23 protein-coding genes are annotated in these 26668 nt (G+C 46.8%); 11 read left to right on the top strand and 12 right to left on the bottom strand.

Annotation, left to right across the window (positions count from 1 at the left end):
• Positions 1–97: 97 nt before the first annotated feature.
• Together OYT88_RS13645 and OYT88_RS13650 are read right to left on the bottom strand one after the other, a co-directional pair.
• On the bottom strand, positions 98–3331 hold the full coding sequence (locus OYT88_RS13645; protein ID WP_274400779.1) for an MMPL family transporter: 3234 nt from the start codon (positions 3329–3331) through the stop codon (positions 98–100).
• Between the two features lie 180 nt (positions 3332–3511).
• Complete coding sequence (locus OYT88_RS13650; RefSeq protein WP_274400781.1) at positions 3512–4534, bottom strand: amidohydrolase family protein; 1023 nt, start codon at positions 4532–4534, stop codon at positions 3512–3514.
• 164 nt (positions 4535–4698) lie between these two features.
• On the opposite strand from OYT88_RS13650, the gene OYT88_RS13655 reads away from it, so the two are divergent.
• Together OYT88_RS13655 and OYT88_RS13660 are read left to right on the top strand one after the other, a co-directional pair.
• Positions 4699–5319, top strand: a complete 621-nt coding sequence (locus OYT88_RS13655) for a TetR/AcrR family transcriptional regulator (RefSeq protein ID WP_274400783.1) — start codon at positions 4699–4701, stop codon at positions 5317–5319.
• 551 nt (positions 5320–5870) lie between these two features.
• The gene (locus OYT88_RS13660) at positions 5871–6602 is read left to right on the top strand and encodes a YwiC-like family protein (protein ID WP_274400784.1); all 732 of its coding nucleotides are present in this window, start codon (positions 5871–5873) and stop codon (positions 6600–6602) included.
• 496 nt (positions 6603–7098) lie between these two features.
• Here OYT88_RS13660 and OYT88_RS13665 read toward each other — a convergent pair whose 3' ends face one another.
• From OYT88_RS13665 to OYT88_RS13705, 9 genes are all read right to left on the bottom strand, one after another.
• Positions 7099–7680, bottom strand: coding sequence for a uracil-DNA glycosylase family protein (locus tag OYT88_RS13665; protein WP_338000554.1), 582 nt, complete (start codon positions 7678–7680; stop codon positions 7099–7101).
• 242 nt (positions 7681–7922) lie between these two features.
• Complete coding sequence (locus OYT88_RS13670; protein WP_274400787.1) at positions 7923–8585, bottom strand: Crp/Fnr family transcriptional regulator; 663 nt, start codon at positions 8583–8585, stop codon at positions 7923–7925.
• An 18-nt stretch (positions 8586–8603) separates the two neighbouring features.
• The gene (locus tag OYT88_RS13675; RefSeq protein ID WP_274400789.1) at positions 8604–9140 is read right to left on the bottom strand and encodes a ferritin-like domain-containing protein; all 537 of its coding nucleotides are present in this window, start codon (positions 9138–9140) and stop codon (positions 8604–8606) included.
• A 38-nt stretch (positions 9141–9178) separates the two neighbouring features.
• The gene (locus tag OYT88_RS13680) at positions 9179–9406 is read right to left on the bottom strand and encodes a heavy-metal-associated domain-containing protein (RefSeq protein WP_274400790.1); all 228 of its coding nucleotides are present in this window, start codon (positions 9404–9406) and stop codon (positions 9179–9181) included.
• Positions 9407–9471: 65 nt separating this feature from the next.
• Positions 9472–11379, bottom strand: coding sequence for a heavy metal translocating P-type ATPase (locus OYT88_RS13685; RefSeq protein WP_274400792.1), 1908 nt, complete (start codon positions 11377–11379; stop codon positions 9472–9474).
• 444 nt (positions 11380–11823) lie between these two features.
• Entirely contained in the window at positions 11824–12519 is a 696-nt protein-coding gene (gene narI, locus OYT88_RS13690; protein ID WP_274400794.1) for a respiratory nitrate reductase subunit gamma, read from the bottom strand.
• Entirely contained in the window at positions 12516–13088 is a 573-nt protein-coding gene (gene narJ / locus OYT88_RS13695) for a nitrate reductase molybdenum cofactor assembly chaperone (RefSeq protein ID WP_274400796.1), read from the bottom strand. The genes narI and narJ overlap by 4 nt, the downstream gene beginning before the upstream one ends.
• Entirely contained in the window at positions 13081–14640 is a 1560-nt protein-coding gene (gene narH / locus OYT88_RS13700; RefSeq protein ID WP_274400798.1) for a nitrate reductase subunit beta, read from the bottom strand. The genes narJ and narH overlap by 8 nt, the downstream gene beginning before the upstream one ends.
• Complete coding sequence (locus tag OYT88_RS13705; protein WP_443217515.1) at positions 14630–18352, bottom strand: nitrate reductase subunit alpha; 3723 nt, start codon at positions 18350–18352, stop codon at positions 14630–14632. Before OYT88_RS13705 ends, narH begins: the two co-directional genes overlap by 11 nt.
• 103 nt (positions 18353–18455) lie before the next feature.
• Between OYT88_RS13705 and OYT88_RS13710 the strand changes: the two genes are divergently transcribed.
• The 9 genes from OYT88_RS13710 (at position 18456) to OYT88_RS13750 (ending at position 25373) form a co-directional block, all read left to right on the top strand.
• On the top strand, positions 18456–19475 hold the full coding sequence (locus OYT88_RS13710; RefSeq protein ID WP_274400801.1) for a HesA/MoeB/ThiF family protein: 1020 nt from the start codon (positions 18456–18458) through the stop codon (positions 19473–19475).
• Entirely contained in the window at positions 19472–19939 is a 468-nt protein-coding gene (locus OYT88_RS13715; RefSeq protein WP_274400804.1) for a MogA/MoaB family molybdenum cofactor biosynthesis protein, read from the top strand. The genes OYT88_RS13710 and OYT88_RS13715 overlap by 4 nt, the downstream gene beginning before the upstream one ends.
• Before the next feature lie 9 nt (positions 19940–19948).
• Positions 19949–21169, top strand: coding sequence for a molybdopterin molybdotransferase MoeA (locus OYT88_RS13720; protein ID WP_274400805.1), 1221 nt, complete (start codon positions 19949–19951; stop codon positions 21167–21169).
• Positions 21148–21651: a molybdopterin-guanine dinucleotide biosynthesis protein B gene (gene mobB, locus OYT88_RS13725; protein WP_274400807.1), complete on the top strand. Its 504-nt coding sequence runs from the start codon at positions 21148–21150 to the stop codon at positions 21649–21651. Before OYT88_RS13720 ends, mobB begins: the two co-directional genes overlap by 22 nt.
• On the top strand, positions 21639–22145 hold the full coding sequence (moaC, locus tag OYT88_RS13730; protein WP_274400809.1) for a cyclic pyranopterin monophosphate synthase MoaC: 507 nt from the start codon (positions 21639–21641) through the stop codon (positions 22143–22145). The genes mobB and moaC overlap by 13 nt, the downstream gene beginning before the upstream one ends.
• A complete protein-coding gene (locus tag OYT88_RS13735; protein ID WP_274400811.1) occupies positions 22142–22714 on the top strand; it encodes an NTP transferase domain-containing protein in 573 nt (190 codons plus the stop codon). The genes moaC and OYT88_RS13735 overlap by 4 nt, the downstream gene beginning before the upstream one ends.
• 487 nt (positions 22715–23201) lie before the next feature.
• On the top strand, positions 23202–23663 hold the full coding sequence (locus OYT88_RS13740; RefSeq protein WP_274400813.1) for a GAF domain-containing protein: 462 nt from the start codon (positions 23202–23204) through the stop codon (positions 23661–23663).
• A gap of 6 nt (positions 23664–23669) precedes the next feature.
• On the top strand, positions 23670–24686 hold the full coding sequence (locus tag OYT88_RS13745) for a sensor histidine kinase (RefSeq protein WP_274400814.1): 1017 nt from the start codon (positions 23670–23672) through the stop codon (positions 24684–24686).
• 33 nt (positions 24687–24719) lie between these two features.
• Positions 24720–25373, top strand: coding sequence for a response regulator (locus OYT88_RS13750; protein WP_274400816.1), 654 nt, complete (start codon positions 24720–24722; stop codon positions 25371–25373).
• Positions 25374–25575: 202 nt separating this feature from the next.
• On the opposite strand, the gene OYT88_RS13755 is transcribed toward OYT88_RS13750, so the two are convergent.
• Positions 25576–26667 carry a sulfate/molybdate ABC transporter ATP-binding protein gene (locus tag OYT88_RS13755; protein ID WP_274400817.1) on the bottom strand — a complete coding sequence of 364 codons (1092 nt, stop codon included), beginning with the start codon at positions 26665–26667 and terminating at the stop codon, positions 25576–25578.
• Position 26668 lies beyond the last annotated feature (1 nt).

Genomic DNA, 26668 nt, shown 5'->3' on the forward strand with positions numbered 1-26668 from the left:
CTGATGATTATACTCTATCCGCACTCTTGATAATTCCCAGCTCAAATAAAAGAAGCCGCCGTGTTTTTTTTACTGAACGTGAGCAGGCTGAATCCACTTAGAGCGACTGATCGGATAGGACTCCTTTGCCGTCATCACTTGTTCCTGTTTTCTTCGGCAGGAACGGCCACCAGTTCCCACGGCCGAAGAATTTGACCATGACCGGAACAAAGAGCGGGATGATAATGACAGCGTAGAGAATCAAACCAATAATGACAACAGTAGAAATCTCGACAAGCGATAGCATTCCGGACGGCATCATGGCAGCGAAAGTTCCACTCAGGATGATAACCGCCGAGAAAATGACACTGCCCATATGCCAGAGGGTCAGGAGCATCCGTTCTTTAATCTCCATCTTCATATATTCATTGAATCGTGTCATGACAAAAATCGAGTAGTCAATTCCTAAGGAGATAAGGACAATAAAGCCGAAAAATTGCGTCTCCCATGTCAAACCGGCGTAGTGACCCAGTCTGGTAAAAATCAGCTCTGCGAACCCCATCGATGAAAAATAAGTCAGCAGCAGCGAAGCCATCAGGTAAATCGGCATGCTGAACGAACGTAAGACGATAGTAAGGGCAATAAAGACGCCGATAATGACATAAGTGACAGCCCTTTGATAGTCGGAACTCGAAAGCTGCCTCAAATCGTTGTTAAAACTGGCTGTCCCGCTGATGCCGATGCGGGCATTCTCCAACCTTGTCCCTTTCAGAACAGAGGGAAGTTCGTCTTTCAATTGTTTGAAATGAGCGATGCCTTCATTTGAGTATGGATCATCCTTCATCTTCACCTGAATCTTGGTTATCTTCCCATTGCCGCTCATATAATTATTGAGTGCAGATTGAAAATCTTTATTGTCAAAGATCTTACTCGGGACATAAATACCCGATTGCTCATAAGGAACTTTCGTCCAGTTGTTCATAAAATCATTGGCCGAATTGATACCGTTTTTAATTTTCTCCGCACCGTCGGCCCCCTGAGCTAATCCCACGGACAAACTCTTCATTTGATCCTGGATCTGGCCGGACCCGCTTTTCAGCTGCGCCTGGCCGGAGGCAATTTGATTTAAAGCATCGCTGATTTTCGATGAGCCTTTCACCGTCTGATCCTGGCCGCTGCCTGCCTGATTCAGACCGCTTTCAAGCTGAGCAAGCCCCGTGTCCAGCTGCGCCAGGCCGGACTGAAACGCTCCAAGTCCATCTGTAATTTTTGTCGACTGGCTGTTCAGCTGGTCCGTGGCATCGGCCAGAGCTTTGATCCCTGTATTCAGCTGATTGATTTTTGCCTTTTCCATTTGCGTCTGGCGGCTGATTTCCGCTTGCGCAGCCGCCTGCGTATTTTTCATTTCCGCCGGCAGTTGCTGCAGGGCCGCAACGAACAGGCGGAAATGGGCATCCTGCATCGCCTCGGGATGAACGGCTAAATAAGCATTCAGATTAGTTTGAATTTGCCCCATTGTTTGCTCCAGCTCGCTTGTGTCAATAGCCGGCCGGCTCCCGGACGCCGTAGTAAATTGATTCAGCTGCGCGGACAGGGTTCGCAGGTTTTGCGCAACTTTATGATAGCCGCTCTGAAGCTGCGTCTGGCCGGACTGCAGCTGTGCCAGCTGAGTCCGGGCGGTATGGACTTTTCTTTCCATTTCCGCGGTGCCTGAAGCCCCCGATTTAATACCGACGGATATCTGCGAGAGTACGCTTTGCATCTGCTGAACGCCTTTTTCCGTATCGTTTGTCCCGCTCTGAAGTTTACCGACATTAGTTACCGCCGCTTGCAGCTGGGGCTGTGACCCATCGATTTTTTTACTTGTGCCTTGAAGATTCTCCTGCAGGCTGCTCAAACCGCCGGAGGCATTGGACAAACCGCTGTGAAGCGTATCAGCCTGTTTCGTGACATAAATATCATCCAGCCGATTGCCGAGCGGACGGGAAACGCTCATGACCGTGTCAACGTTTGCGTCCTTCTTCAAGGCGATGGAAATACGTTCGATTAACGCGACATAGTCGCTCGTCCTCATATTATCGTCATTTTTCAGATAGATCGTTACCGGCGATAAATTTCCGGCGCCAAAATCGCTGGAAACGATGTTATAGCCCTGTTTCGCCGAATAAGTATCAGGCAGTTCCTGGGGCGAGTTAAACGAAAGCTGGCCATGATACGTGAGGATCGGCGGAATCGTAAATAATGCAACGATGAGCAAAGCGATCAGCGGACGGGCGAAAGCGAGTTTTCCGGCGCCGGCCCAGAGATCGCTTTTCGATTCCTTTATTTTTCCGCGCATCGGCCAGAAAAGCTGTTTGCCGAACGTGACCATAAAAAGCGGGAGCAGCGTAAACAGCGCGAGAAGCAGGAAAACCACGCCGACACCGACGGCGACCGCACTGCGGTACAGATTGAATTGAACAAAAACCAGCGACAGAAAAGCAATAAAGACGGGAATTCCGCTATGCAGGACGGTGACGCCGGCCGTTTTAAATGTCGTCAGCGTTGCCTGATATTTGTCGGTTCCCTTGGCCAGTTCTTCTTTAAACCGGCTCATGAGTAAGATGCAATAGTCCGTTCCGATGCCGAACATGACGGCAACCATAAAGGTTTGCGTGAAATTGGAGATTGGAAAATTCATAAACTTGACGAGAAAAGCGACAATAACCTGAGCCACCGTATAGCTGATTCCGATGGTGAACAGCGGAATAAACGGAGCGACAAACGAACGGAAGACGAGCAGGAGAATAACAAGAATGAAGATAACGGTCAGGCCTTCCGTCCGGTGCAGCCCCGCTTCGGCCGCCTTATTCATGTCATTCGTAATCAATTCCTGACCGGTCAGATAGGTCTGGACACCGTTCGTTCTTATTTCCTGATTAATTTTGCCGCGGACGCCCTGTACAAACGTCTGATTCACATTTTGAACTTCTAAAGCCGCCATGAGTGTTTTTTTATTTTTTGAAAGAAACTGATCCTGCAATTCTTTATGATCAAAGCTGTCAGTAACACTGCTGATCTTTAAAGTATTTTTGTTATTCTTGACTCTTTGCAGCGTCTGCTTAATCGCGCTCAGGTCATTATTTGATAGAGCTTTGTTCGAATGGAAGACCGCAACATAGATGGTTGTATCCTTGCCGCTGAACTGCTTTTCCAGCCTGTTTGCCTGACTCGTTGAATAAGTGTCAGGCAGTGCATAGCTGCCCTTCTCCTGTACAAGTGCACTCATATCGGGTGAAGTTAAAATGAGGGCAATCATCCCCGCGATCCAAATACCCAACATGACCCAGCGTAATGAAATGATTTTTCGCATCCGTTCACCTTCTATATCTGCTTATTCTTATCTTTCAAAATGAATTTTGATCATATCCCGGTACCTGATACTTTTATTTTTCTTCAGTGCAAAGCCCGTACGCCCTTTTGTTACCTCCACCTGGGATAGCAAAGATCGAAACCTATCTTTCGCAACAAAGACAGCGCAGACCGCTTCCTTTCATTTTTTAACATCTCCTAATCGCGGAAACAGAGTGAGCGCATTATCGTAAAACATGGCCTGACGCTGCTTCTCCGTCAGCAGGTCCGTATCGCTGAGCATACCGGCCAGACTGGCGCAGCCGATCGCCGGCGTATACGGATAATCGCTGCCGTACAGCAAATGGCTCGCATCCACAAGCTGCAAAAGAGTTCCCAGCTGCCTTGGCACGCAGAAACCGGCGACGTCATAATACAATCTTTTTAGCACGGCATACACATCGGCTTTAACCTTCCTCTCTCCTACCGGTATGATCTTAAAGAACGGATCCAGCCGGTCGGCAAGCAGGGACAAAAAAGCACCGGCATGCGGAATCACAAACTTAATATTTTTATAGCGGCTGAACGTTCCATTAATGATCATGTTGATCACAGTCCGCGTCGTATCAAACAGAAATTCCATCGCAGGAATGGGCAGACCTTCATTCACATTTTCCGGAACACGGCCCGGCTTATTCGGATGAAGCACGACCACTGCTTTTCGCTCATTCAGCACTTCAAAAACCGGGTCCAGATCCGTTCTTCCCAAATAAATGCCCCGTGTATTCGTCGGCAGGGTGAAACCGTCCGCATCCAATTCATCGAGGGCAAACCGTATTTCCTCGATGCTGTCTTTAACGTTCGGCAAGGGCAGTGACGCTAAGAGGCGGAACTTCCCCGGATACTGCCCGGCAAGTTCCGCCCCATATTCATTCACTCGGCGGGCCAGTGTTTTTGCGGCTGCCTCATCGCCAAAATACACATGGGGAGAGGATAAAGACAGTATCGAAATTTCGATGCCGAGACGTTCCATGAGTGCAATATGCTGTCTCGGATCCCAATCCGGCGTCTGAAACCCGTCCGGCCTTTCGCCCTCGTTTTCACGTAGTGCTTCGACATAACTCGGAGGCAGATAATGGACATGCACATCAATTTTCATATTCCTTTTGGCCTTGCCTAAACCTTTGACCATTTTAACCCCCTGCTTCCATTCATTAATGCTCATCAAACAGTCCCTTCCTTATCAGCAACAGTCATGTTTATCCTCCCCTTTTAAAATGAACATCATGTTGATTTTATTGATTGTTTCTTTTATCATAGAGAGAACAAAGGGAAAATACAATAAACAATTTCAAATCATCTGTTGATTTAAAATAGAGGTGAATAGAAATGAAACAGAACGCTAAATTTGCCCATACCGAGGAAGTGATTAAGGAAACCTTTATTCAGATTGTCTGTACGAAAGGATTTCATGACCTGACTGTGATGGACATTACACGGGCAGCCCGCATCAACCGCGGCACCTTCTATCTGCATTATATGGATAAGTTTGACCTTCTGGAGAAATATGAGAAAGAGCTGCTGGATAAATTGCGGCAGATTATGAAAACCAATCTTCCTGCAGCCATGGATCATGCTGCTTTAGAGGCAGAAAATTATTCGCTTTACAGAATTGTCATATCCGCGTTGAACTACGTACACGAAAATGCGAAAATTCTCAATGCTTTAATCAGCGGAGACGGGGGGCCTCATTTTCTGGACAAAATCAAAATGTTATTAGCGGATGAAATCGAAAAAGCGCTCATACAAAAAAAAGGATCCGCAAAATTTATTCCTACTTTGCCGGAAGATTACGCAAAAGAGCTGATTTTAAACAGTTTACTGAGCCCTATCCTGTTTTGGATTTCCAAGAAAAATCCCGAAAGCCTGGATGAGATTGCCGACATCATCATGAAGAGTCAGTTTTTGTCTCCATGCGCCGTTTTAGATATTTCACCACCGGATCATTAGAATGATTAGCGGTTCTTACGTCAAACCGTCATCCTTACCACTGACAGTTCAGGATGCCGACTTCTTCATTTTTGTATGGTTTTTGCTCTATATTTTCTTTCCTTACTACCAAAATGACGATCTTTCTCTTTTCATCCTTCGGTGCCCGTTAGGTTCGAACCGTTGTAACACCATTTGGGAAACAGGCTGTTAAAATGCGGAAAGAAACGAAAAGCTAAATTACCGCGGGAAAAATGGATTTAGATAAAATAGCAACTGAATAGTCGGCCGGATTTGATCCAGATCATAGTTTTTTCTCCGATCGCTGATTTACTATAATCATTGACGATTACAGTTAAAATGGATGACTATCCGCCGACTGGGTGGCTTATTATTCTCGTTAAGAAGAAATTGATTTTTTCCAGTCATGTGAAAACACGATTTCTGGCAGAATTGTGCATCCGGAAAGAATTTGCCCGGCCGCCGGAACTGCGAAGCTGTGATGATAAAAAAACAGTGATAGTCAATCAATATTTCAGATAGCAGTAGATCCATTTTAAAGAAGGGGTTGGATGATGAAGCTCTCTGTACCCAAACAACATGGAGCCTGGGCAATGCTTTTCGTCCCTTATTGGCTGGAGGCCAGTGCTGCGCATTTCACCTGGCCGCAGTTTGTTACGTTTTTTGCCTGGGTTTCACTCTATCTTTCCGTTTACACCGGATTCAGTCTATTAAAAACGAATAATCAGACTAAGAAAAAACAGTATAAACAAAGTTTTCTAATTTACAGCGCAATTGCGTTCGTTTTGATCGTTTGCAGTTTATTATCGAATTGGCTGATCCTCTTAGTAGGCTGCTGCATGCTTCCTTTTTTCTGTATAAATATCTATTATGCTAAAAGAAAAAATGAACGTTCACTGGTAAACGATATTGCCGCTGTCTGTATCTTTTCGATTGGAGGTCTGGCTGCCTGTCTATCCGCCAATAGCTCGATAGACAGGCAGGCATTGGAAATCGCTGTACTCAACGTGCTTTTTTTCGTGGGAACAGCATTGTATGTAAAAACGATGATCCGCAAACGTAAAAGTCTTTCATATCACTACCTGTCCTGGATCTATCATTTTCTTATGGTTCTTCTGCCAGTTCTGGGTGGCAATTTTCTTATCGCTTTGGCTTTCTTTCCCGGTTTGCTACGCTCTTTAATAATGTACGGGAAATCTGTAAAGATATTGACGATCGGAATTATAGAGATCATCAATGCAGCCTTCTTCTTCATCATTTTGCTAATAGCAATTCATGCATAAACAGCCATAGCGATAGACTTCCAGTCCGTCTATCAAAGACCGCTTCCGCCGTATTCACCGTGCAGTCTACCCAGCCGGGATAGCTGCCTTTCACTGCGAGCTTAAATTTCAGTCCAATTCAGATCAGAAGGAATCCTATTTTTCCCTCTTTCAAAATCCATGAAACAATTAAATGGATATCCCTTCAACTCATGTATCCGGCCGTACCCGGGTTATCATCGTCAGGCGCCGTTTATCAGTCATTGCAGGGAGTTTATCGGCCGCTGCATGCCGTTTATCGGTCATCACAGGGAGTTTGCCCGATTCCGTTGCACCTGGTCTATCAAATTGTTAGGGAAGTTTATTGATCGCGGAAAGGCTCTTCGTTTTTCGAGCGATTGACGATCTCAGGAAAAATCGATCATCATCTGACAGCACAGCAGGAAAATGGGCTAAAGAGATACTCATAAACACTTATCAGTTATAAGCTAGGGGGTTCCATTATAAATTGCAGATGCTATAAAATCTGGTAAATATACTCTTTCAAATCTGGCAGTACCTTTTCTTCAAACCAAGGATTCTTTTTAATCCAGATTTGGTTACGCGGTGAAGGATGGACCAATGGAAAATAGTCAGGTAAATAGCTGCGATAATTTTTAACAATATCAGTTAACGTCATTTGAGAATTAGTCTTCAGGTAGTACCTTTGAGCATACGAACCCACTAATAGAGTTAACTCAATATCCGGCATGGCTTTAATAATTTGGGCGTGCCATTTAGGAGCGAATCCTTCCCTGGGTGGCAGATCCCCACTCTTCCCTTTGCCCGGAAAATAAAAATCCAGGGGGAGAACAGCAATTTTTCCCGAGTTATAGAAAGTATCATCTGATACGCCCATCCATTCCCTCAACCGAGTCCCGCTTCGATCGTTCCAGATGATCTTTGTATTCTGTGCTCTCTTACCAGGAGCTTGACCTATAATTAGTATTTTGGCCGTCGAAGCGGCATAGTAGAGCGGTTCGATATCTTTGTTTGTAAACTGAATATTTTCAGGATCTGCTTTTATACGATTAAAAATATCTTTTAATACGTTCACCATGATTACCTCCCGACGTACTGACTACCTTCAGCGTTATGGGGCTAAAACAACCCTTCATCAGTAATATGAATGATGGCGTTTCCTGATCCGATAACTGCCTCAGTCAATTGATAGTGATTGTCGACAACGCTGATCTCAGATCTGTCTCCCGACCTCGGATACTGGACGTGTTTTCTTTTAATTATCCTTATCCGTCCAGAATTAAAACTCCCATCGGGAAGGCCGACGGGATGATGCTCTGATCAGACATAACAATCTTCCAGTTCTTCCGGGTCGAGCAACGTTATTTTTTGTCGCTCCCGACGGATTAGAGCTTTGTCACTTAATAATTTAAATTTTCGAGACAATGTCTCCGGCGTTGTACCCAGAAAACCTGCCAATTCCTTCATTTTCATGGGCAGCTCAAACGTCAGGCGATCATTTTCCTTCGCTAATTCCAATAGATAAACGGCTAGTCGGGTTTCAATAGCTTCCATTACCAAAAACTGTGCCTGGTGTTGGGCAGATGATAGTTTCTCTGCATTAGTCTCTAATAACCTTAGACTGATTTGGGGATACGTCAGCAATAACTTTTGAAAGTCATGGTGAGCCAGTGTGCAGACAACGGTTTCTTGAAGCGCTTCAGCGAATAAGCTGTCGTTTTTTACACCGAATAATGCCGATTCACCTTCATACTCACCCGTTTCTACAACACGCAGAAGCTGCTCACGGCCCGAACCGGAAAGCTGGTAGACCTTCATGCGGCCCTTTGCCACGATGGTCAGCTGCTGCTGATCATAAGGCTTGAAGATCTGCTCACCTTTTTTATACGTACGCTGTTTAGTAAGCGAATAAATTTTTTCCAAATCATGCTCGTCCATATGATTAAACAAAGGAACCAGGATCAAACAGCTATGCTTTTCCATCATTCAGACCTCCATTAATCAATTATCGCCCTCTTCATCAAGGCCCTCTCGAGGAGTATGATCTAAGAACGCTTGTAACTCGCGGATTTTACGATGATTCCAGCTTAAGTGTCGGACCAGGAACGCCTGGATTGCCAGTTTATCTTCTTTTGCGGCTAATTTAATCGCACGCGTAATAAACAGATTTTGCGTGTCAAAGTCTTTCACTGCGGTAACGAGCCATTCTCTAGCAGAAAGGTATTTGAATTTCCCCTGTTCCTCCAGCATGCTGTAACGGCTAAACTCCCCGGTTGTTGTCGGGATCACCTCGCTTTCATCTAACAACAATTGTGCGAGTTCGTCAAAAAGTTCGAATTCCTCTTGGATCGCCTGGCTGAAGAATTTTCTTAAAAAAGCAGTCTCGGTTCCCCTGGCGTAATAAACAGCCTGAGCCATCTTTACCTGATGTATCTTCAGGTTAGCTAAAATGTGTCCGCTCATCGCTCCGGCAGTTGGCGTATGATGATCTTTCTCGGACTGGGCAACTTCTGCTTCATATAATTTGTCGATGGACATATGGGTTCCTCCTCATCATTTTTCCATTATCGACCGATTCAGGCTTCCTTCACTTTTACGGCTTTTACTTCGTATCCGAGTTTCGATACAAGCCGGGCGACTTCTTCAGCCGAGATCTTACCTGGGTTGATTTCTGCTTTAACCTTGCTGGAATTAAACAGCACTTTTGATTTCTCAATTCCTTCCTGATGGGCAAGGGCGGATTCGATTTTTTGCAGACAGGACGGACACGTCAGTGCTTCCAATTGCAGAATGACTTTTGACATGGCTATTCCTCCTTTTCTTTTGTCTTCAGTCTAAAACAACTCGTTTATAAAAAAATTGATAGGTATCAATTTTTAGAAATAACGGCCGGAGCAATAAAGTTTTTACTGGCGTTTTCAGCATGGTAGCCTAGTAAACGCATCCCATTAAAGATGACCACTAAAATACTGGCTTCGTGAACGAACATCCCGCTCGCCATATAAATATAACCCAGGATCAAGCCGATTATTAAGAAAATAACGGTAGCGATGGCAATCATTATATTTTCTTTCATATTTATCACTGTTTTCTTTGTTAACCCGTACGCATGGACAAGCTCGGCAAAACTGGATTTCATTAGCACAATATCTGAGGTCTCCACCGCAACATCGGTCCCGCTGCCCATAGCAATTCCGATATTTGCCGAGGCAATGGAAGGGCTGTCGTTGACGCCGTCGCCGATGAAAGCGACGGTATGACCGGACTCTTTCAATTTTTCGACATAAAGCACTTTATCTTCCGGCAAAAGCTCCGCATGAACTTCATCGATGCCAAGCTGCTGCGCAATAGCCTGCGCCGTTCGCGCATTGTCCCCCGTCAGCATGACCCTCTTTCTGACGCCCATCGTTTTTAATGCCGCTAAAGCTTCTTTAGCCCCATCTCTCGGCGTATCGGCGATCCCCAGCATTAACACCAGCTGCTGATCGACCGCCACTAATACCGTAGATACTCCTTTTTCTTCCATTTCCATCAATTTTTGTTCCTGTTTATGGTTCAATCGAATACCGGCTTCAGTCAACAGAACGCGATTGCCAACCCGGACTGTTCGATGTTCCACAACCGCCCTAATCCCCTTGCCCTTGTCTACTTGAGTCTGAGTAACTTTCAGGTGACGATAATCAACGGCGTGCCTTTGTGCATAGGCTAAAATCGCCTTGCCGAGCGGGTGATCCGATTCCCTTTCTAAGGCAGCCGCATAGGCTAGCCCGCGTCGCTGATCTGACACCGCATGAATTTCTACAAGCTCAGTCCGCCCCTTCGTCAGCGTTCCTGTTTTGTCAAAAACTAAGGTATCCACCTTACTAAAAGTATCCATGATTTCGCCGCCTTTGATCAGGACGCCGCGTTTTGCCCCATTGCCGATACCGGCGACATTGGATACCGGGGCACCGATGACTAAAGCTCCCGGACAGCCTAGAACTAAGATCGTAATGGCCAGGCGAATGTCTTGCGTGATCCCCCAGACAACAAGAGCCAACAATAAAACCGCCGGTGTATAGAAACGGGCGAAACGATCAATAAACTTTTCTGCATGCGACTTCGTATCCTGAGCCTCTTCAATCAATTCAATGATTTTCCCAAATGTGGTATCCTCGCCAACGCGGGTCGCCTTAATACGCAACGTCCCATTGTCTAAAATTGTTCCGGCAAAGACCGTCGCGCCGACCGTCTTGTCGACAACCCGGGACTCGCCGGTGATGCTCGCTTCATTGAGATAGCCGCGGCCGGATACAATCATGCCGTCCACCGGTACTTGAGCTCCGGTTTTCACTAAAAGCTCATCACCCGCATTAACTTCATCAATCTCTTTTTCCTCTGCTTCACCGTCTTTTTGATAGACCCAGGCGGTCACCGGAGCCATTTTAGTCAGTGCCTGAATCGAGCTGCGGGTCTTCTGTAATGTTTTCTGTTCCAAATAGCTCCCGAATAAAAAAAGGAATGTCACGATGGCCGATTCGTTGTACTCGCCAATGAAGAATGCACCGATTACAGCGATACTGACCAATAATTCGATACTAATGACTTTAACCTTCAGCGCCTGCCACGCGCGAATCGCAATCGGTAAAAAACTGAGAATTGAAGCCGTGATAAACGTTACCTCATAACCAGTCCCCCACCGCAAAAGATCTTTGCTTAAAAAGCCGAGTACAATCAAAATACCAGTGGAAAATGTAATGTGTTTATGATGCCGCTGCAGCCATTTTTGAATATTCATCATTTCCTCCTCCCTTTGACTTCTTCAGCATAGCCAAAGATCATTGAAAGAAGATTGACGGCTATCAAGAATTTGAAGATTTTAATTCTCTCTTTCGAAAGTGATGATAATCGGCTTCCTGATCCCAATGGAAACTGGGGCATAGCAGTCAAAATCTCTTTCGAACCGGTCAGACAATGGTTTCGATTCGGGCCACGGTGACCCGTGAAAAACATCTTAAAAATTAAGAATGGAAGGAAATTTATATTCCTTCCACCTTTTTTTCGAATACTGGGATTTAGCAGTATCTCTTTTTTGAAAAAACAGTCTCTTAACCCCAGTTCCGTACCCGATATGCGGACATTATAAAAATACTGATCACGTCTCCACTTTAGTTACAATGAATTTCCTGTAACGACTTACTGAACGCTCCCTTCATTCCACAGGCGTTACGTTAGACCCTCCTTAACGATCATATTGAGGTTTCCGGCGATAAATAATGAACCGTCGAAAAACATATTGCCACGGCAGAACCAGTGCGTGCATCAGCCGGGTATAGGGAAACATCCCCAAAATCAGAAATCCGCAGATTACATGTAGTTTGTAAATGAGCGGTACGTGCAGCATGAATCGAAGATCCGGATAGAATGTAAAAAGCTGGCGAGCCCAGACCGACAATGACGTCCTATAATTAAAGGCCGGGTGTAGCGACGATGTCAATGTTGCAATTAAACCCAAAATAATCGTAATCAACAGTGCTATGTTCACGATTAAATCGCCTAATGAACTTGTCCGAAAAACTCGAACGTCACTGAAACGCCGCCAGGTCAGCAGCAGCATCCCAACCAATGCCAGCACGCCTGCAAGACCGCCCATCAGAATGGACCCGAAGATGTGATACATATGTTCAGAAATTCCCAAAGCATCGATCCAACCTTTTGGGATCAAAATCCCCAAAATATGTCCCAAAAAAACGAGAATAATGCCAGTATGAAACGAGATACTGCCGATGATCAGCCGATGTTTTTCCAGTAATTCACTGGAAACGGCAGTGATCGAGCTGTTGAAAAGCGTTAAACGGAGAATCGTTCCAAAGAAAAATGACCCTAAAGCAATGTATGGAAAAATGATCCATAAGAAGTACTGAAACGGATGTGTCATGACACATCAGCCTCCTGTTCAAGGCAAGCCTTCAGTTCTTTGCGAACGGCATCAATCAGTCGGAAATACGGATCGTCGCGGTACTCCCTGCCTCTTTTCAGCAAATGATATGTGCCGTCTTCAATGACTTGAAACAGCAGGTTGATATCCTGCCGGCGACGATCCCCCTGCCAGTGGCCGAATGCCAGGAATTCCAGCATCATCGGCAGATAATCAGCGAGTTCCCGTTCCGAGATTTCAAGGCCAAACATTTCATAGAGCAGCTTCAGTTTAGCCAGCAGCGTACCTCGTTTGCGGGAGTCTTCAAACTTGTAGTAAGTCATATACAGAGTAAAACGCTTATTGGAATCGAACAGATCCGAATAATGTTTCTGCAGGTCATATAGTTTTTGTCCCCGCAGTTCGTCTAAAATGGTAAGAACGCTCGCCCGCTGCGACATTGCGCAATAGTCCCGGACGAGGCCGTTTCGAAATTCCAGCGAAAGGATTTCTTCAGATGGATAATCCAGCATATGCGATACATAAGCGAATCCGCTGCGAATGGCCTTGACTTTTTCAAGATTAATCACGCCATATCCCCCCATAGAAATTGTCTGCATAGATCTCTTTGCCGGATTTACCGGCCGCAGCTCTTTTGAACAGGTTTCCATATTGTGAGCCTAACGCACATCCTTCACACGTGTCATAGCCTAAATCTCCCTGCTCAGATTGGACATCTTCTACCCGTTCCTTGTGATTCATTGGAATAACAAACCGATCTTCATACTTAGCAATCGCCAGTAAACGGTACAATGATGCAGCGCTTTCCGGCGTCAGGCCGACCCGTTCAAGCCTGTTCCTGTCAAAGGATCTGCCACAGGTCACGGCCCGCATGTACAGGCGCATCGTTGCCAATTTGTATAAGCAGTCCCTGATGACTTCGGTGTTGCCGCCAGTCAGCAGGCTTGCTAAATAGTCCAGAGGGATACGCAGTTCATCGATCCCCGGAAAGATCATGTCCGGATCGTTGATCGAGTCACGGCCTTCAAAATAACTCATAATCGGACTCAACGGCGGAACATACCACACCATCGGCATGGTGCGGTATTCAGGGTGCAATGGAAAAGCAATCTTTTCTTCTACCGCCAGTTTATAGATCGGCGAACGTTGAGCAGCATCAATCATATTTTCGGAGATGCCTTCGGCAAGAGCCAACTGAATCACTTTCGGATCCCGGGGATCCAGAAATAGTTTCAACTGCTGCTCGTACAATTTCGTGTTGTCCGGTTCCTCAGCAGCGGCTCTGACTCGATCGGCATCATAGAGAATGACACCGAGGTAACGAATCCGGCCCACACAGGTTTCGGCGCAGACGGTCGGCATTCCCTCTTCAATTCGCGGATAACAGAATGTACACTTCTCCGCTTTGTGTGTCTTCCAGTTAAAATACACCTTTTTATAAGGACAGCCGGTCATGCAGAATCGCCAGCCACGGCAGCGTTTCTGGTCAACCAGAACAATACCGTCTTCATCTCGTTTGTACATAGCCCCTGATGGACAGGAAGCCACACATGATGCATTCAGACAGTGCTCGCACAGCCGCGGCAGATACATCATGAAAGCCTGTTCAAAGTTAGCCTTAATATCCGCTGAAATTTTTTGAATATTTGGGTCCTTATCGAAGTATTCCGTGGAGCCCGCCAGATCATCATCCCAATTTGGACCATTTTTCAAATCCATGGTCTGACCCGTTATTTGTGATTTAGCCCGGGCAACAGGCTGATGTTTGCTTTCGGGACCGAACAAAGTCTGATAATCGTACGTCCATGGTTCATAATAATCGTCGAGCTGCGGCATATTCGGGTTGTAGAAAATTTTCCCCAACGCCACTTTATTAAGCCTGGAACCGGCTTTCAGCCGCAATTTACCTTTTTTGCCGAGTTCCCAACCGCCACGATAATAATCTTCATCTTCCCAGCGATTCGGATAGCCGACACCCGGTTTCGTTTCTACATTGTTGAACCACATATATTCGGCACCCGGACGGTTAGTCCAGGTATTCTTGCACGTAACCGAGCAAGTATGACAGCCTATGCACTTATCGAGATTCAATACCATACCAATCTGAGCCTTAATCTTCATTCCAGTTCACCTTCTTTAATTTACGCACAGCCACATACAAATCGCGCTGGTTGCCGATAGGGCCATAGTAATTGAACCCGTAGCTCAACTGTGCATATCCGCCGACCATTTGTGTCGGTTTGATGTGGATCTGCGTAGGTGCGTTATGCGAACCGCCGCGCTGACCGGTGATCGTCGACAGCGGTTCCTGAATATTCATATCCTGAGCATGATACATGTAAAGTGATCCTTCAGGCATTCGATTGGAAATCACCGCCCGGCAGGTCACCGCTCCATTACGGTTATAAATCTCCAGCCAATCGTTATCTTTAATGCCGATCTTTTCAGCATCGGCCGGACTCAGCCAGACATTCGGCCCGCCTCGAAACAGCGTCAGCATTTCCAGGTTATCCTGATACATTGTATGAATATTCCATTTTCCATGCGGTGTCATGTAGCGCAGGACCAGTTCGCTTGAGTCAGGTGCAATTTTCACATCTTTAGGTCCCATCACAACCGGCGGCAAAGTCGGTTTGTAAGTGGCCAGCGCCTCACCGTATTCCTGGAAGATCTCATGATCCAGATAAAACTGCTGCCGCCCGGTCAAAGTCCGAAACGGAACCAGTCGATCAATATTGGTGGTAAAAGGTGAGTAGCGTTCACCGTCACGTTTATCAGAACTGAAGATCGGCGTTGGGATCGTTTCGGCCGGCTGAACCGTAATACTTTTAAAAGTCATCAGATCCTCGCTCCGACCGGCACTGATATCAGCTAATCTCCGACCGGTTTTCGCTTCAGCGTCAGCCCAGGCTTTTCGGGCCACATGTCCGTTTGACGTACTGGAGAGATGCAGAATTGCATCAACAACTTTACGATCCTGATCCAACCTGGGACAGCCTTTGTTGATACCGTTCACAAACGTGCCATTTATATCCTTTAATTCGTCATACTGCTCTGTAACGTCATAGCTGTAACCGACGCTTCCGACATGACCCCGGGCTTCGGGGCCAAGTGATATGAACTTGTCATAGACATCGCCGTAATTGCGCGGAATCAGCGATAAACCCGGCATCGTCTTTCCCGGAATGCAATCGATTTCGCCTTTCTTCCAATCTCTTATCCTGCCAAACGGCTGTGCAATCTCAGCCGGTGAATCATGGCCAAGCGGCTGCGTTTTTAAGTCATATTCTGTCTCCGGCAGTTCAGTTTTAGCCATCTCAGAGAAGCATTTTGCCAGCAGTTTAAACGTCTGCCAATCGCTTTTCGCCTCCCAAAGCGGACTGATGGCGGCATTAAACGGATGGATAAACGGATGCATATCTGTAGAAGACAAGTCTTCCTTCTCATACCAGGTGGCTCCCGGCAGCACCACATCAGAATACAACGACGTTGTCACCATCCGGAAGTCAATATCAATAATCAGGTCCAATTTCCCCTCCACTGACTCGCCGCTCCATTTCATCTCCGAAGGTTTGAACTGATCATTAGGCCGGGCCAGCAGGCCATTTTCGGTGCCCAGCATATGCTTCATGAAATATTCCTGGCCCTTGCCGGAAGAACTGAACAGATTGGAACGCCAGACAAACAGACCTTTCGGCTGATTGACAGATTCATCCGGAGCCTCTGCCGCGAAGTGCAGACGACCGGATTTAAGCTCACCGACCACTTTCTGACTGATTGTCTTTAGATCAGTCGTTCCGTAACGCTTCGCAAATTGCAGCGGATTGCGGTCGAACTGGGGATATGAAGGCAGCCATCCCAGGCGGATGGCCAGTTGGTTATAGTCAGCCGGATGATCATAGCTATGAGCGGTTTTCCAGACCGGCGATTTCAGGGCCTTGTTGTCTAATTCATCGTACTTCCATTGATCGGAAGCAAAGTAGAAAAACGAAGGGCTGTTCTGCTGCCGGGCACCGCCTTTCCTCCAATCGTTGGCAAAGGCAATCGTCATCCACCCTTCCTGCGGCCGCAGTTTTTCCTGCCCGACATAGTGAGCCCAGCCGCCGCCGGAAATCCCTTCACAGCCACACAGGAGAAGCATGTTGATGATTGTCCGATAAGTCATATCCGAATTGAACCAATGATTAATCCCTGCACCCATGATAACCATCGATTTGCCCCCGGTTTCAATGGCATTTTGGGCAAATTCGTTGGCAATCTGAATGACCAGACTCTGTTTGACACCGGTCACCTTTTCCTGCCAGGCCGGAGTAAACGGACTGGCAGCATCATTAAATCCTTTAGCAGCCAGATCATCGCCGGGTCTGCGGGCGATCCCGTACTGGCTCATCATCAATTCATAAATCGTCGTAACAAAATGCTGAGAACCGTCAGCAAACGTCATGTTGCATACGGGAAGATTCCGGCTCAAAACACCGTTTCCCCGCTGGTCAAAAATCGGGAAATCAACCTTGATCCATTGATCCGGCTGAATGCTCAATATCGGATCAATTGGATTCCCCTTATCATCTTTCAGGGTCAGATTCCATTTCGCACCCTTTTCCCACCGCTGACCAATCGTTCCATTAGGAACCACCGGCTGACCGGTTATTCGATCCAGCACAACAGTTTTCCATTCACCTTGAGCAACGGGCAAAGGACTCAGATCGGAAATGCGGACAAAACGATCAGACGAGTAATGATTGCTATTGGCCGCACTTCGATCCAGCATGACTAAGAACGGCAGATCGGTATACTGTTTGGCATAGTTGATAAATTGAGGGATTTGTTTGTCAGCATAAAAATTTTTCAGGATGACATGGATCATCCCTTGCGCTAATGCAGAGTCGGTACCGGGATGCGGTGCCAGCCAATTATCGGCAAATTTAACATTTTCAGCATAATCCGGACTGACAGTGACCACTTTAGCCCCATGATATCTGGCTTCAGTCATGAAGTGTGCATCCGGAGTCCGAGTCAATGGAACATTAGATCCCCACATGATAATGTACTGGCTGTTGTACCAATCGGCCGATTCCGGTACATCGGTTTGTTCGCCCCAGACCTGCGGCGACGCAGGCGGCAAATCAGCATACCAATCATAGAAGCTCAGCATCTCCCCTCCAAGCAGCGAAAGGAAACGCGCTCCGGATGCATAGCTAATCATCGACATGGCCGGTATGGGTGTAAAGCCGGCCAGCCGGTCCGGCCCATACTTTTTAATCGTATAAATCAGCATGGCGGAAATCAGTTCCAAGGCTTCCTCCCTGTGAACCCGAACCAGGCCGCCATGACCTCGGGCCGATTTATACAACTTGGTTTTCTTCGGATCTTCAACGATACTCTGCCAGGCAGCCACCGGACTGTTGTGTTCCTTTCTGGCGGCTACCCAGAGCTGCCATAGCTTTCCGCGAATATAAGGATACTTGATTCGGACAGGGCTGTATTCGTACCACGAAAAACTGGCACCCCGGGGACATCCGCGCGGTTCATATTCAGGCATATCGGTTTGACATGGCGGATAATCTATCGCCTGGTGTTCCCAGGTAATGACACCTTGTTTGACATATACATTCCAGCTGCACGAACCTGTACAGTTGACGCCATGCGTCGTCCGGACCACTTTATCGTGTGCCCAGCGCTGTCTGTAAAGCTTTTCCCAGCGGCGATCATTTTCTTCCAATTGTGTAAAACTGCCATTGAATTTCTCAACGTGCTTGAAAAAACGGGACTTAAGCACTTTCTCACATCCTTCCAAATTGAAGAAACGACCATTTCCCCCGGCACCATTCATCGATGCCGTAAAAGTAAGTCAAAACCCTAATTCAACAGTAGCACGGGCAATGCTATACTGCGACTAGGGAAATGCCTATATTTTACAAAGAGGAGGACTTGAATTGGATCGATATGATCGTCAGCGCCGAGTGTGCCAGATCGGGGATTCGGGTCAGGAAAAGCTCAAATCGTCCAGCATTTTGATCGTAGGCTGCGGCGCACTGGGCAGTTATGCCGCCGAACAGCTGACCCGGGCCGGAATCAAACGCTTATTTTTAGTTGATCCCGATGTCGTTACACTAACCAACCTGCAGAGACAGGCCTTGTTTACTGAACAGGATGCCAATAATAGTGTGCTTAAAGTTGAAGCGGCAAAGAGGCGGTTGGCTGAAATCAATGCGGCCGTCGACGTGCAGGCCATTCCGCACAAAATAACCGCGGAGTTCTTAAAAAAAGCGACGTTTAATCTGGTATTGGATTGCAGCGACAACTTTTCTGTACGCGATCTTCTAAACCGATGTGCTATCCGCCAGCATTTTGATTATATTTTTGCATCGTGTGCCGGGGTCAGCGGCAACGTGATGCCCATCAGTCCGGCAACGCACCCGTGCCTCGAGTGCGTTTTCCCCAGGCTGGAAAAGTTAAAACAAATTGACTGCGATCAAATCGGAGTGAACACGGCACTCGTACCGCTGGTCGCAGCACTGCAAGTTAGTCTGGCTATACACTGGCTGGTGGACCGTGCGACTGTCAACTTTAACCAGCTGTTGGTTGTTAATAACTGGTCACTCGAGGCAGACAGGTTTGCAGTCACAAAACGCAGCAACTGCCCGGCCTGCTGTCTGCATCAAGCCGCCATAACGTCATCCAAAGACGAGGTGCGGTCGCTCTGCGGCAAAAACGTGTACAGCGCCTGCCTGCCGGCCCGTATCGGATTGGCAGATCTTGTCCGTTTCCTGAAATCAGAGAAAATCAGTGTTTCTCTGCGTAAGACGTTTGTCAGTTTTGAGTGGCAGGCAACACATATCAGTTATTTCCAAAGTGGAAAGATGATGCTTTATGAAGCCCAATCGCTGGCCGACGCTACCGCCGGTTACCGAAACTTATGCAACGCATTGAGAAAGGCGGCAATAATCGAATGACAACAGCAGCGATCTTGACCGTCAGTGATACTCGCAATCTAGAGACGGATACAAGCGGCCAACTGATCAGCAGCCTCTGTGAAGATGCCGGGATGGCCATTTTTGATCGGCAGGTTGTCATCGACGATCCCTTGGACATTCAGATCAGTTTTCTGAGTTTCGAAAGACAAAAGTTAGACTTAATTATTACTAACGGCGGGACTGGCATTGCCCAACGAGATGTGACCATTCCGGCTATTGCTCCGCTACTAACCAAACTCATTCCCGGATTCGGTGAAGCCTTTCGGGCAATCAGTTTCAGAGAAATCGGAACCCGCGCGCTGGCATCACGGGCGGAAGCCGGCTTCAACCTGCGCGGTCAACTGTGCTATCTGCTGCCCGGCGCCGGCAATGCCTGTCAGACTGCTATGGAAAAACTGATATTGCCTGAATATGAGCATTTACTCTATGAACATCGAAAGTGAGTGGTAAATATGCTGGATCGACGAGAAGCTATTCTCTATACTGAAGCCCAGAAACGCCTGGGAGCCCTGAACCTATCAACGAAAACAGAAATCATTCCTGTCAACGAAGCGAACCATCGAGTCACCTCGGAAAGAATAGCAGCTCCTTATTCCCTTCCGTATTTTCGCCGCTCCGGTTATGACGGCTACGCCATCCGTGCGGCGGACGATGACGGCTTCCCCAAAATTTTCCACTGCTGCGGAGAAATTCCCGCCGGGGCTACGTTTGATGGAACACTTGGCCGAAATGACACCGTCCGAGTTATGACCGGCGCATTTGTTCCGGAAAATGCCGGCAAAGTGATTATGCTGGAGCAGACCCGTCCGGTCGGGGGGCATAGCAGCCAGGTTGAAATTTTGACGACCTCCCGGCAGGATAATATCACCCCGGTTGGCTCAGAATTTAGCAAAGGGGATGAACTGATTCCCGCAAACACCGAACTGAACCCCGGCGGTCTGGGCCTCCTCCGTGCGTTTGCTATCGACACAGTCAGCGTTTTCTGTAAACCGCGGGTCGCCGTCATCACTACAGGCAGTGAATTACTGGCTGACGGCAGCGTCCCCGTTCGAGGAAAAATATTCAACAGTAACGGTCCGATGATTAAAAGTTTAGTCGAAGAAAACGGTGCTGCCGTCACTGATTACATCCAGTTGACGGATAGGTATGAGCAGCTGATAAACGCTTTAAGCGCCGCTGCTGCCAAGAATGATCTTATTGTCACAAACGGCGGTGTATCTGTCGGCGACTTCGACTTTATTGCACGTGCTGCAAAAGCGAGCCGGAAGCTCCTGTTCAATAAGCTGCGTATGCGCCCAGGCAGTGTTACCACAGCGTTCCTTGCCGATGATCAACCGGTAATCGCTCTTTCAGGAAATCCCGGCGCCTGTTTTACCGGTTTCTATTTATTCGTGGAGCCTGTCCTGCGGCAACTGGTTCATCAGACATCCCGAGTAATAAAGCGAACGGCACTCCTGGACAAGCTTTATAAGAAAACGAACGGATATGATCGAATGCTGCGCGGAGTTTACCACACGGATCAGGGAAAATATTACGTTCATTTGGTTGGCAGCGATCGATCCGGTTCGCTGGGCAATCTTCAGAGCACGACCTGTCTCTTTAAAATTCCGCACAGTACTGAACCAATTAAGCTGAACGCTGAGGTAGAAACATGGTTCCTACCCTTCAGATAGTAGGCTATAAGAAGAGTGGAAAAACACAAACGATTAATGACTTACTTGTTGTCGCGGCTCAATTTAAAAAAGCGGCTGTCGTTCTCAAGCATGATATTCATGGGGCTCAAATGGACCGGCCGGGAACGGATACCGCTGCTTTCACTGCGCACGGAGCTAAAATGACAGTCCTGGTCAGCGGGTCGGACCTTTTCATTCATCAGAAACGATCCACACGTCTGCTGAAGCTGTCCGAACTGTTAGGCAATCTGCCGCCGCACGATTTGCAGGTTCTAGAAGGGTTTAAAGCGGCAGACTACCCCAAACTTGTGCTGCTCCGGTCCGGTGAAACACTGGAAAATTTGCCCCCTCTGACTCATGTAATTGCTGCAGCCAGTTTGACGAGCCCTTCAGCAACTGATGTACTGGATTTTTCCGGCAGTAAACAGCGGCAGGAATGGTTTGCTACTTACTTCAGGGAGGAATTAAAATGGAAAAATTAACGCACTTTGACCGGCGGGGCCGTGCAAGGATAGTTGACGTCACAGCTAAATCAATGACCCAACGGATTGCGGTCGCGACCGGCCGGATCCACATGAAATCAGTGACCCTGCAACGAATTTACAAAGATCGGATAAAAAAGGGCGACGTTCTCGCTACGGCCCAATTAGCCGCGATTATGGCGGCCAAACAAACGAGCAATCTGGTTCCCATGTGCCACCTGATTCCACTGACGGGGATCGACATCCACTTCAGCAACAACGATCAGGACACAATTACTGTAACATCCGTTGTGAAAACTAAGTACATGACCGGTGTCGAAATTGAAGCCCTGAATGCTGTACAGATCGCTCTGCTCACGATTTATGATATGTGCAAGGCGATCGATCGCGGAATGGAAATCAGTAACGTGCATTTGGTTGAAAAAAGCGGTGGCAAAAGCGGCCATTTCGTTTTTACAAAGTCATCAGCAGAAGCCGTAAAACAAAACCCATGACAGTGGGACTCGTACTGGCAGGAGGACGATCACAACGTTTCGGAGAAGACAAGGCTCTCTATAAACTTTCTAAACGGAGTCAGCCTAATGTACTGCAGGCCTGTAATTTGCTCATCGGGTTAACCGGGAAAGTACTGGTTGCCGCCAATTCTCAGAATGCTTCGCAAATCCGGTGCCTGACTGCAGAACATCCGCAGATCACGGTAATTGCGGATCTGGCACAATGGAGAGGTCAAGGACCGTTGGCTGCTCTTCTCACCGCAGCCGAAACAAGTGAGGCTGAAGATTGCTTGATGATTGCAGTGGACTATGTCAATCTGATTGGCCCGATCTTAGAAAAATTATTAATGTACTCGTCCGCGTATATACGAACCCCTCTCCACAACCATTACTGTGTCGCCCACCTGCCGCTTATCCAGCCTATACTGGCCGGCCTGCTTAGCAGTGGCGAACACCGACTGCAGATTTACGAGCAAGAGGTGGCTGCTGTTCCTGTCGCAATAAGCAATGAGCAACTGATGCTTAATTTGAATCAACGAGCAGCCACTCACTACGAAAATTCAAATTGAAGAGCTTATTGATTAATTCCAAAACGGGGACCTCTCCCGTTTTTGGGTAAAGACAACGTATTCACGGCTAGGCCGGCTTAATGATGTCGGAGGGTATCAGGAATCCCGTTTGTCATGATCATGCAGAAAGGACAGCTGCCGCGCTCAGTCAGCCGGAGCTGAACACTCGTGCCGGAAGCAACGATCCGGCTCCATGCCCGACCGATCACAACGGAAGCGCCACATGTCGCACACTATAGCAATCTTTTAGAGCGTTTACTTATTATTTCCGGAGCTGCTCCACAAATCGGCTGAATCATTATCCGAAGGAAGAAAAAAAGCGCTAGGGCAGTACCCATTTTTTCGACGGTCAAGGCTGCCGTCCGCCAAATATGATAAAGTTTGGCAGACAAACTCATCATAATCTGTTAAAATACACATGAAATTAAGAAATAAACGAATGTAGGAATGGCAACTGCCAAACTGTGCTAGTATAGAGGTGAAGTTCTTGACTAAAGAACAGCCAAGTCCGTTGATCGATTATCAGAAGTTAGTAAACGTGATTTATTATAACGAAAATTTTAACTTCGTTGGTGTTGCACTGCAGGAGAATTCCACCGATCAGAAAATTCGCTGGAGATATGCTGCCGGCAATCAAGGCGAGCGATTCCGGAAAATCGTCCTGCGCCCCGGGATTGGCATTGCCGGGTTAGTCATCCGAACCGGTAAACCTTATTGGGACAATTATGTTGCCAATAAAAACTATGCCGATTATATGTACCGCCCGATTACTAAGATAGAAAAGTTGACGGCTGTGGCCGCTGTACCCATTTTTTCAAACAAGGCTTCGCTGGTCACTGGTGTTCTCTTAGGGGGGTATCGCGGCGATCACGTTGTGAATAAATTCACAGTTTATTTGCTCCAAAATTACTTGTCAGGTGCAGCAACGAGCGACCATCACTGGAGATGATTTGTCGTGTTGGAGACAGCCAATTGGATGGCGAAGTATTTTGAAGAGGCGACTGATGCCATTCTCGTATTTCAGCATGATGAATTATTGATCGCCAATAGATTGGCACAACAGTTTCAGGCAGAATTTAAGATTGATGCCAGCTACTTAGTATCACTGGCCAAAACCGCCATCGAGGAGAGGACGTCTACAATAGACGACTGTTACCCCTGTACGGCCCGTAATTCAATGACGCGAATCGCGATCCCATTTACAGTAAATGCAGAGGGTGAAAATCCAATTGTCAATTTCATGGTGTATACCTCACTGGATGAGAAGAACGGCGTTTATTCGCTGACATTGAAAAGCCGGGGAATGGTCCAGCGAATGAATCAGATCGCTCAGCAAAAACGTCTGGTTCAATACGTGAACCGTGCCCATGAGGAAGAGCGGAAACGTATTTCTCAGGATCTGCATGACAGTATTGCCCAGGGCGTTTATTCAACGATTATTGGTCTCCATCGGCTAATTGACGCATCTTCTGACGAGCGGAAGCGGCAAATTGCCGTTCTGGACAGCGAGCTGCATTCGCTATTAAACGAAATTAAGGGAATAGCTGTGGACATCCGCCCTGCCGTATTGGACAGCTTTGGTTTAGATGCGGCACTTCGGGCACTGGCACAGAGATTGGAAGAAAACACCGGACTGACGATCAGACTGATCATCCGCACGGATACGAGCCAGCTTTCAGATGACTTAGCAACCGTCCTTTATCGGATTGCACAGGAAAGCATGACTAACGTGCTTAAACATACTGAAGCCGATGAAGTTATTGTTCTCCTCGTTGGTCATGATCATCGGATTTCTTTGGAAGTTATTGATAATGGCCAGGGATTCAGCATTGACGTGCAGCAAGGCTTTAACGGCCATTCTTTAGGGCTGATGAATATGAATGAACGGGTAAAAGCACTCCATGGGGTCTTTACTGTCGATTCTGTCATCGGCAAAGGGACAACGGTCAAAGCTGAATTTCCGGTAGCATAAATGTCGAAATTAATGGAATTGGAGATGTGCAGTGTGTATCGTGTTCTAATTGCTGACGACCATGCCATTGTACGAAACGGCCTGTCTTTGTTAATCAATCAGCAGCCGGATTTTCAGGTTTGCGCAGAAGCGGCCAATGGGACTGAAACCTATCTGTTGACGGAGCAACAATCAATCGACATCGTGATTTTGGACTTAAGCATGCCTCCCGGCGAGAGCGGCCTGATCACAACCACACGGATTCACAGACGGTTCCCGAAGGTCAGGATTGTGATCCTTTCTATGCATGAAGAACAGGAGTACATCAATAAGGCGATGCATAACGGCGGAATTTCCTATATCCTCAAAAGTTCTCCCGATACGGAATTATTAAAAGCTTTGAGAATGGCAGCAATCAAAAGGCCCTATCTGGACAGCAATATTAAGATTTCTAAGAAAGATATCGAAGCCATTAATACAGATGACGTCAACCTGAATCTCAGCGGTTATGCAAACCTGTCCAAGCGAGAGATCGAGGTTTTTCCCTTGGTAGCTTTGGGTTATTCCAACAAGGAAATCGCTGCTAAACTTTTCATTTCGACTAAAACAGTGGAAGCGCATAAAGCGAATATCATGAGCAAACTGTCTTTGAATTCCCGGGTTGATTTGGTTCGCTACGCCGTTCATCATAAATTAATTGATATTTAATATTCACAAGCAGCGTTGACTAAGAGACGGGAGAAAAAGCGGATAAATAATTGTCCAAATCTTCAAATGAAAGATATTCAACTTTCAAGCGCCGTTTTTAGTAATTGAAGCACCCTCTCGCTGAGTTTAATCGAACTGTCGTTCATTTTCGTATCATATCTCCTATTCAGAACAACTGGCCATCTTATCCCCTCCCTTCCATTTATCCTTTATTGGCATTATGAGGACTGATTAAAAAAAGATTTTTTGCCGGAAGCTTTATCTTCCATGGCTGGCCCCCTTTTTTTATATCCTTCCATTTTTCTTTCTCCATTTCCCATCGTAAAAGTTTTACGGGACCGTTTACAGGCTTGCTGGCATTTTCCAAATATACGGCAACGTTAAAAGGGCCTTCACTTACGTGATTCAACTGGCATTCAACAATGTTCTCGGCATCGCTGTCCTCAGCAGGCTCAATAAAATGGGCTCGAATCCCGATCCAGCCCGGATTGCTTTGTATATCGATTTTTTCAGCCACTTTGAGTGTACAGCCCCAATCCAGTGCTTCCAGAGTATAACTGTCTAATACTTTAATTTTTGATATATTTTTGCAACCCGTGAGCAATGCAGCCGCGAAAGTCGGAGGATTTTCAAAAATTGCTGTCCGATCGCCGAAGGTATCGACTTGTCCGTTATTAATCACAACAATACTTTTGCATAGATGATAGATTTCACTCCTATTATGGGAGACGAATAACGTCGATCCCTTATAATCGGCTAATACATCGGCTAATTTATCTTCCAGCTTGCTTCGCAGATGGGTATCCAGTGCGGAAAAGGGTTCATCTAAAGCCAAAACACCCGGATTTATAGCAAGAGCCCGGGCAATTGCGACCCGTTGTTGCTGTCCGCCCGATAATTGGTTAGGAAATCGTTTTTCAAGGCCCTGCAGATCGAACATCTTCATTTTTTCCCTGATTATTTCTCCTTTCTCTTTTCTACTAAGCTTATTAAGTGCAAATCCTATATTTTGACTAACCGTCATATTGGGGAACAGCGCATAATTTTGGAACAAAAAACCGACTTTTCTATCTCGCATCGGAAGATTAATTCCTTGTTCAGAATCAAAGAATGTTTTATCATCGCATACAATTCTTCCCCTGTCGGGTGTGATCATGCCGGCCAAGCATTTAAGCGTCATGCTTTTCCCTGAACCCGAAGCTCCAAGAAGACCGACAATGTTATCTCTTGAATAAAATTTGACCTTTAGATAAAAGGAAGACCATCTTTTTTCGATATCCACGTAAATTCCCATT

It is taken from the genome of Sporolactobacillus sp. CQH2019 (assembly GCF_028765345.1).
GTDB lineage: Bacteria > Bacillota > Bacilli > Bacillales > Sporolactobacillaceae > Sporolactobacillus.

Bases quoted from the DNA above. Each gene is read 5' to 3' on its own strand.
- OYT88_RS13645 (WP_274400779.1), bottom strand. From the start codon at position 3,331: ATGCGAAAAATCATTTCATTACGCTGGGTCATGTTGGGTATTTGGATC.
- OYT88_RS13650 (WP_274400781.1), bottom strand. From the start codon at position 4,534: ATGAGCATTAATGAATGGAAGCAGGGGGTTAAAATGGTCAAAGGTTTA.
- OYT88_RS13655 (WP_274400783.1), top strand. From the start codon at position 4,699: ATGAAACAGAACGCTAAATTTGCCCATACCGAGGAAGTGATTAAGGAA.
- OYT88_RS13660 (WP_274400784.1), top strand. From the start codon at position 5,871: ATGATGAAGCTCTCTGTACCCAAACAACATGGAGCCTGGGCAATGCTT.
- OYT88_RS13665 (WP_338000554.1), bottom strand. From the start codon at position 7,680: ATGGTGAACGTATTAAAAGATATTTTTAATCGTATAAAAGCAGATCCT.
- OYT88_RS13670 (WP_274400787.1), bottom strand. From the start codon at position 8,585: ATGGAAAAGCATAGCTGTTTGATCCTGGTTCCTTTGTTTAATCATATG.
- OYT88_RS13675 (WP_274400789.1), bottom strand. From the start codon at position 9,140: ATGTCCATCGACAAATTATATGAAGCAGAAGTTGCCCAGTCCGAGAAA.
- OYT88_RS13680 (WP_274400790.1), bottom strand. From the start codon at position 9,406: ATGTCAAAAGTCATTCTGCAATTGGAAGCACTGACGTGTCCGTCCTGT.
- OYT88_RS13685 (WP_274400792.1), bottom strand. From the start codon at position 11,379: ATGAATATTCAAAAATGGCTGCAGCGGCATCATAAACACATTACATTT.
- narI (WP_274400794.1), bottom strand. From the start codon at position 12,519: ATGACACATCCGTTTCAGTACTTCTTATGGATCATTTTTCCATACATT.
- narH (WP_274400798.1), bottom strand. From the start codon at position 14,640: ATGAAGATTAAGGCTCAGATTGGTATGGTATTGAATCTCGATAAGTGC.
- OYT88_RS13705 (WP_443217515.1), bottom strand. From the start codon at position 18,352: ATGAATGGTGCCGGGGGAAATGGTCGTTTCTTCAATTTGGAAGGATGT.
- OYT88_RS13715 (WP_274400804.1), top strand. From the start codon at position 19,472: ATGACAACAGCAGCGATCTTGACCGTCAGTGATACTCGCAATCTAGAG.
- OYT88_RS13720 (WP_274400805.1), top strand. From the start codon at position 19,949: ATGCTGGATCGACGAGAAGCTATTCTCTATACTGAAGCCCAGAAACGC.
- mobB (WP_274400807.1), top strand. From the start codon at position 21,148: ATGGTTCCTACCCTTCAGATAGTAGGCTATAAGAAGAGTGGAAAAACA.
- moaC (WP_274400809.1), top strand. From the start codon at position 21,639: ATGGAAAAATTAACGCACTTTGACCGGCGGGGCCGTGCAAGGATAGTT.
- OYT88_RS13735 (WP_274400811.1), top strand. From the start codon at position 22,142: ATGACAGTGGGACTCGTACTGGCAGGAGGACGATCACAACGTTTCGGA.
- OYT88_RS13755 (WP_274400817.1), bottom strand. From the start codon at position 26,667: ATGGGAATTTACGTGGATATCGAAAAAAGATGGTCTTCCTTTTATCTA.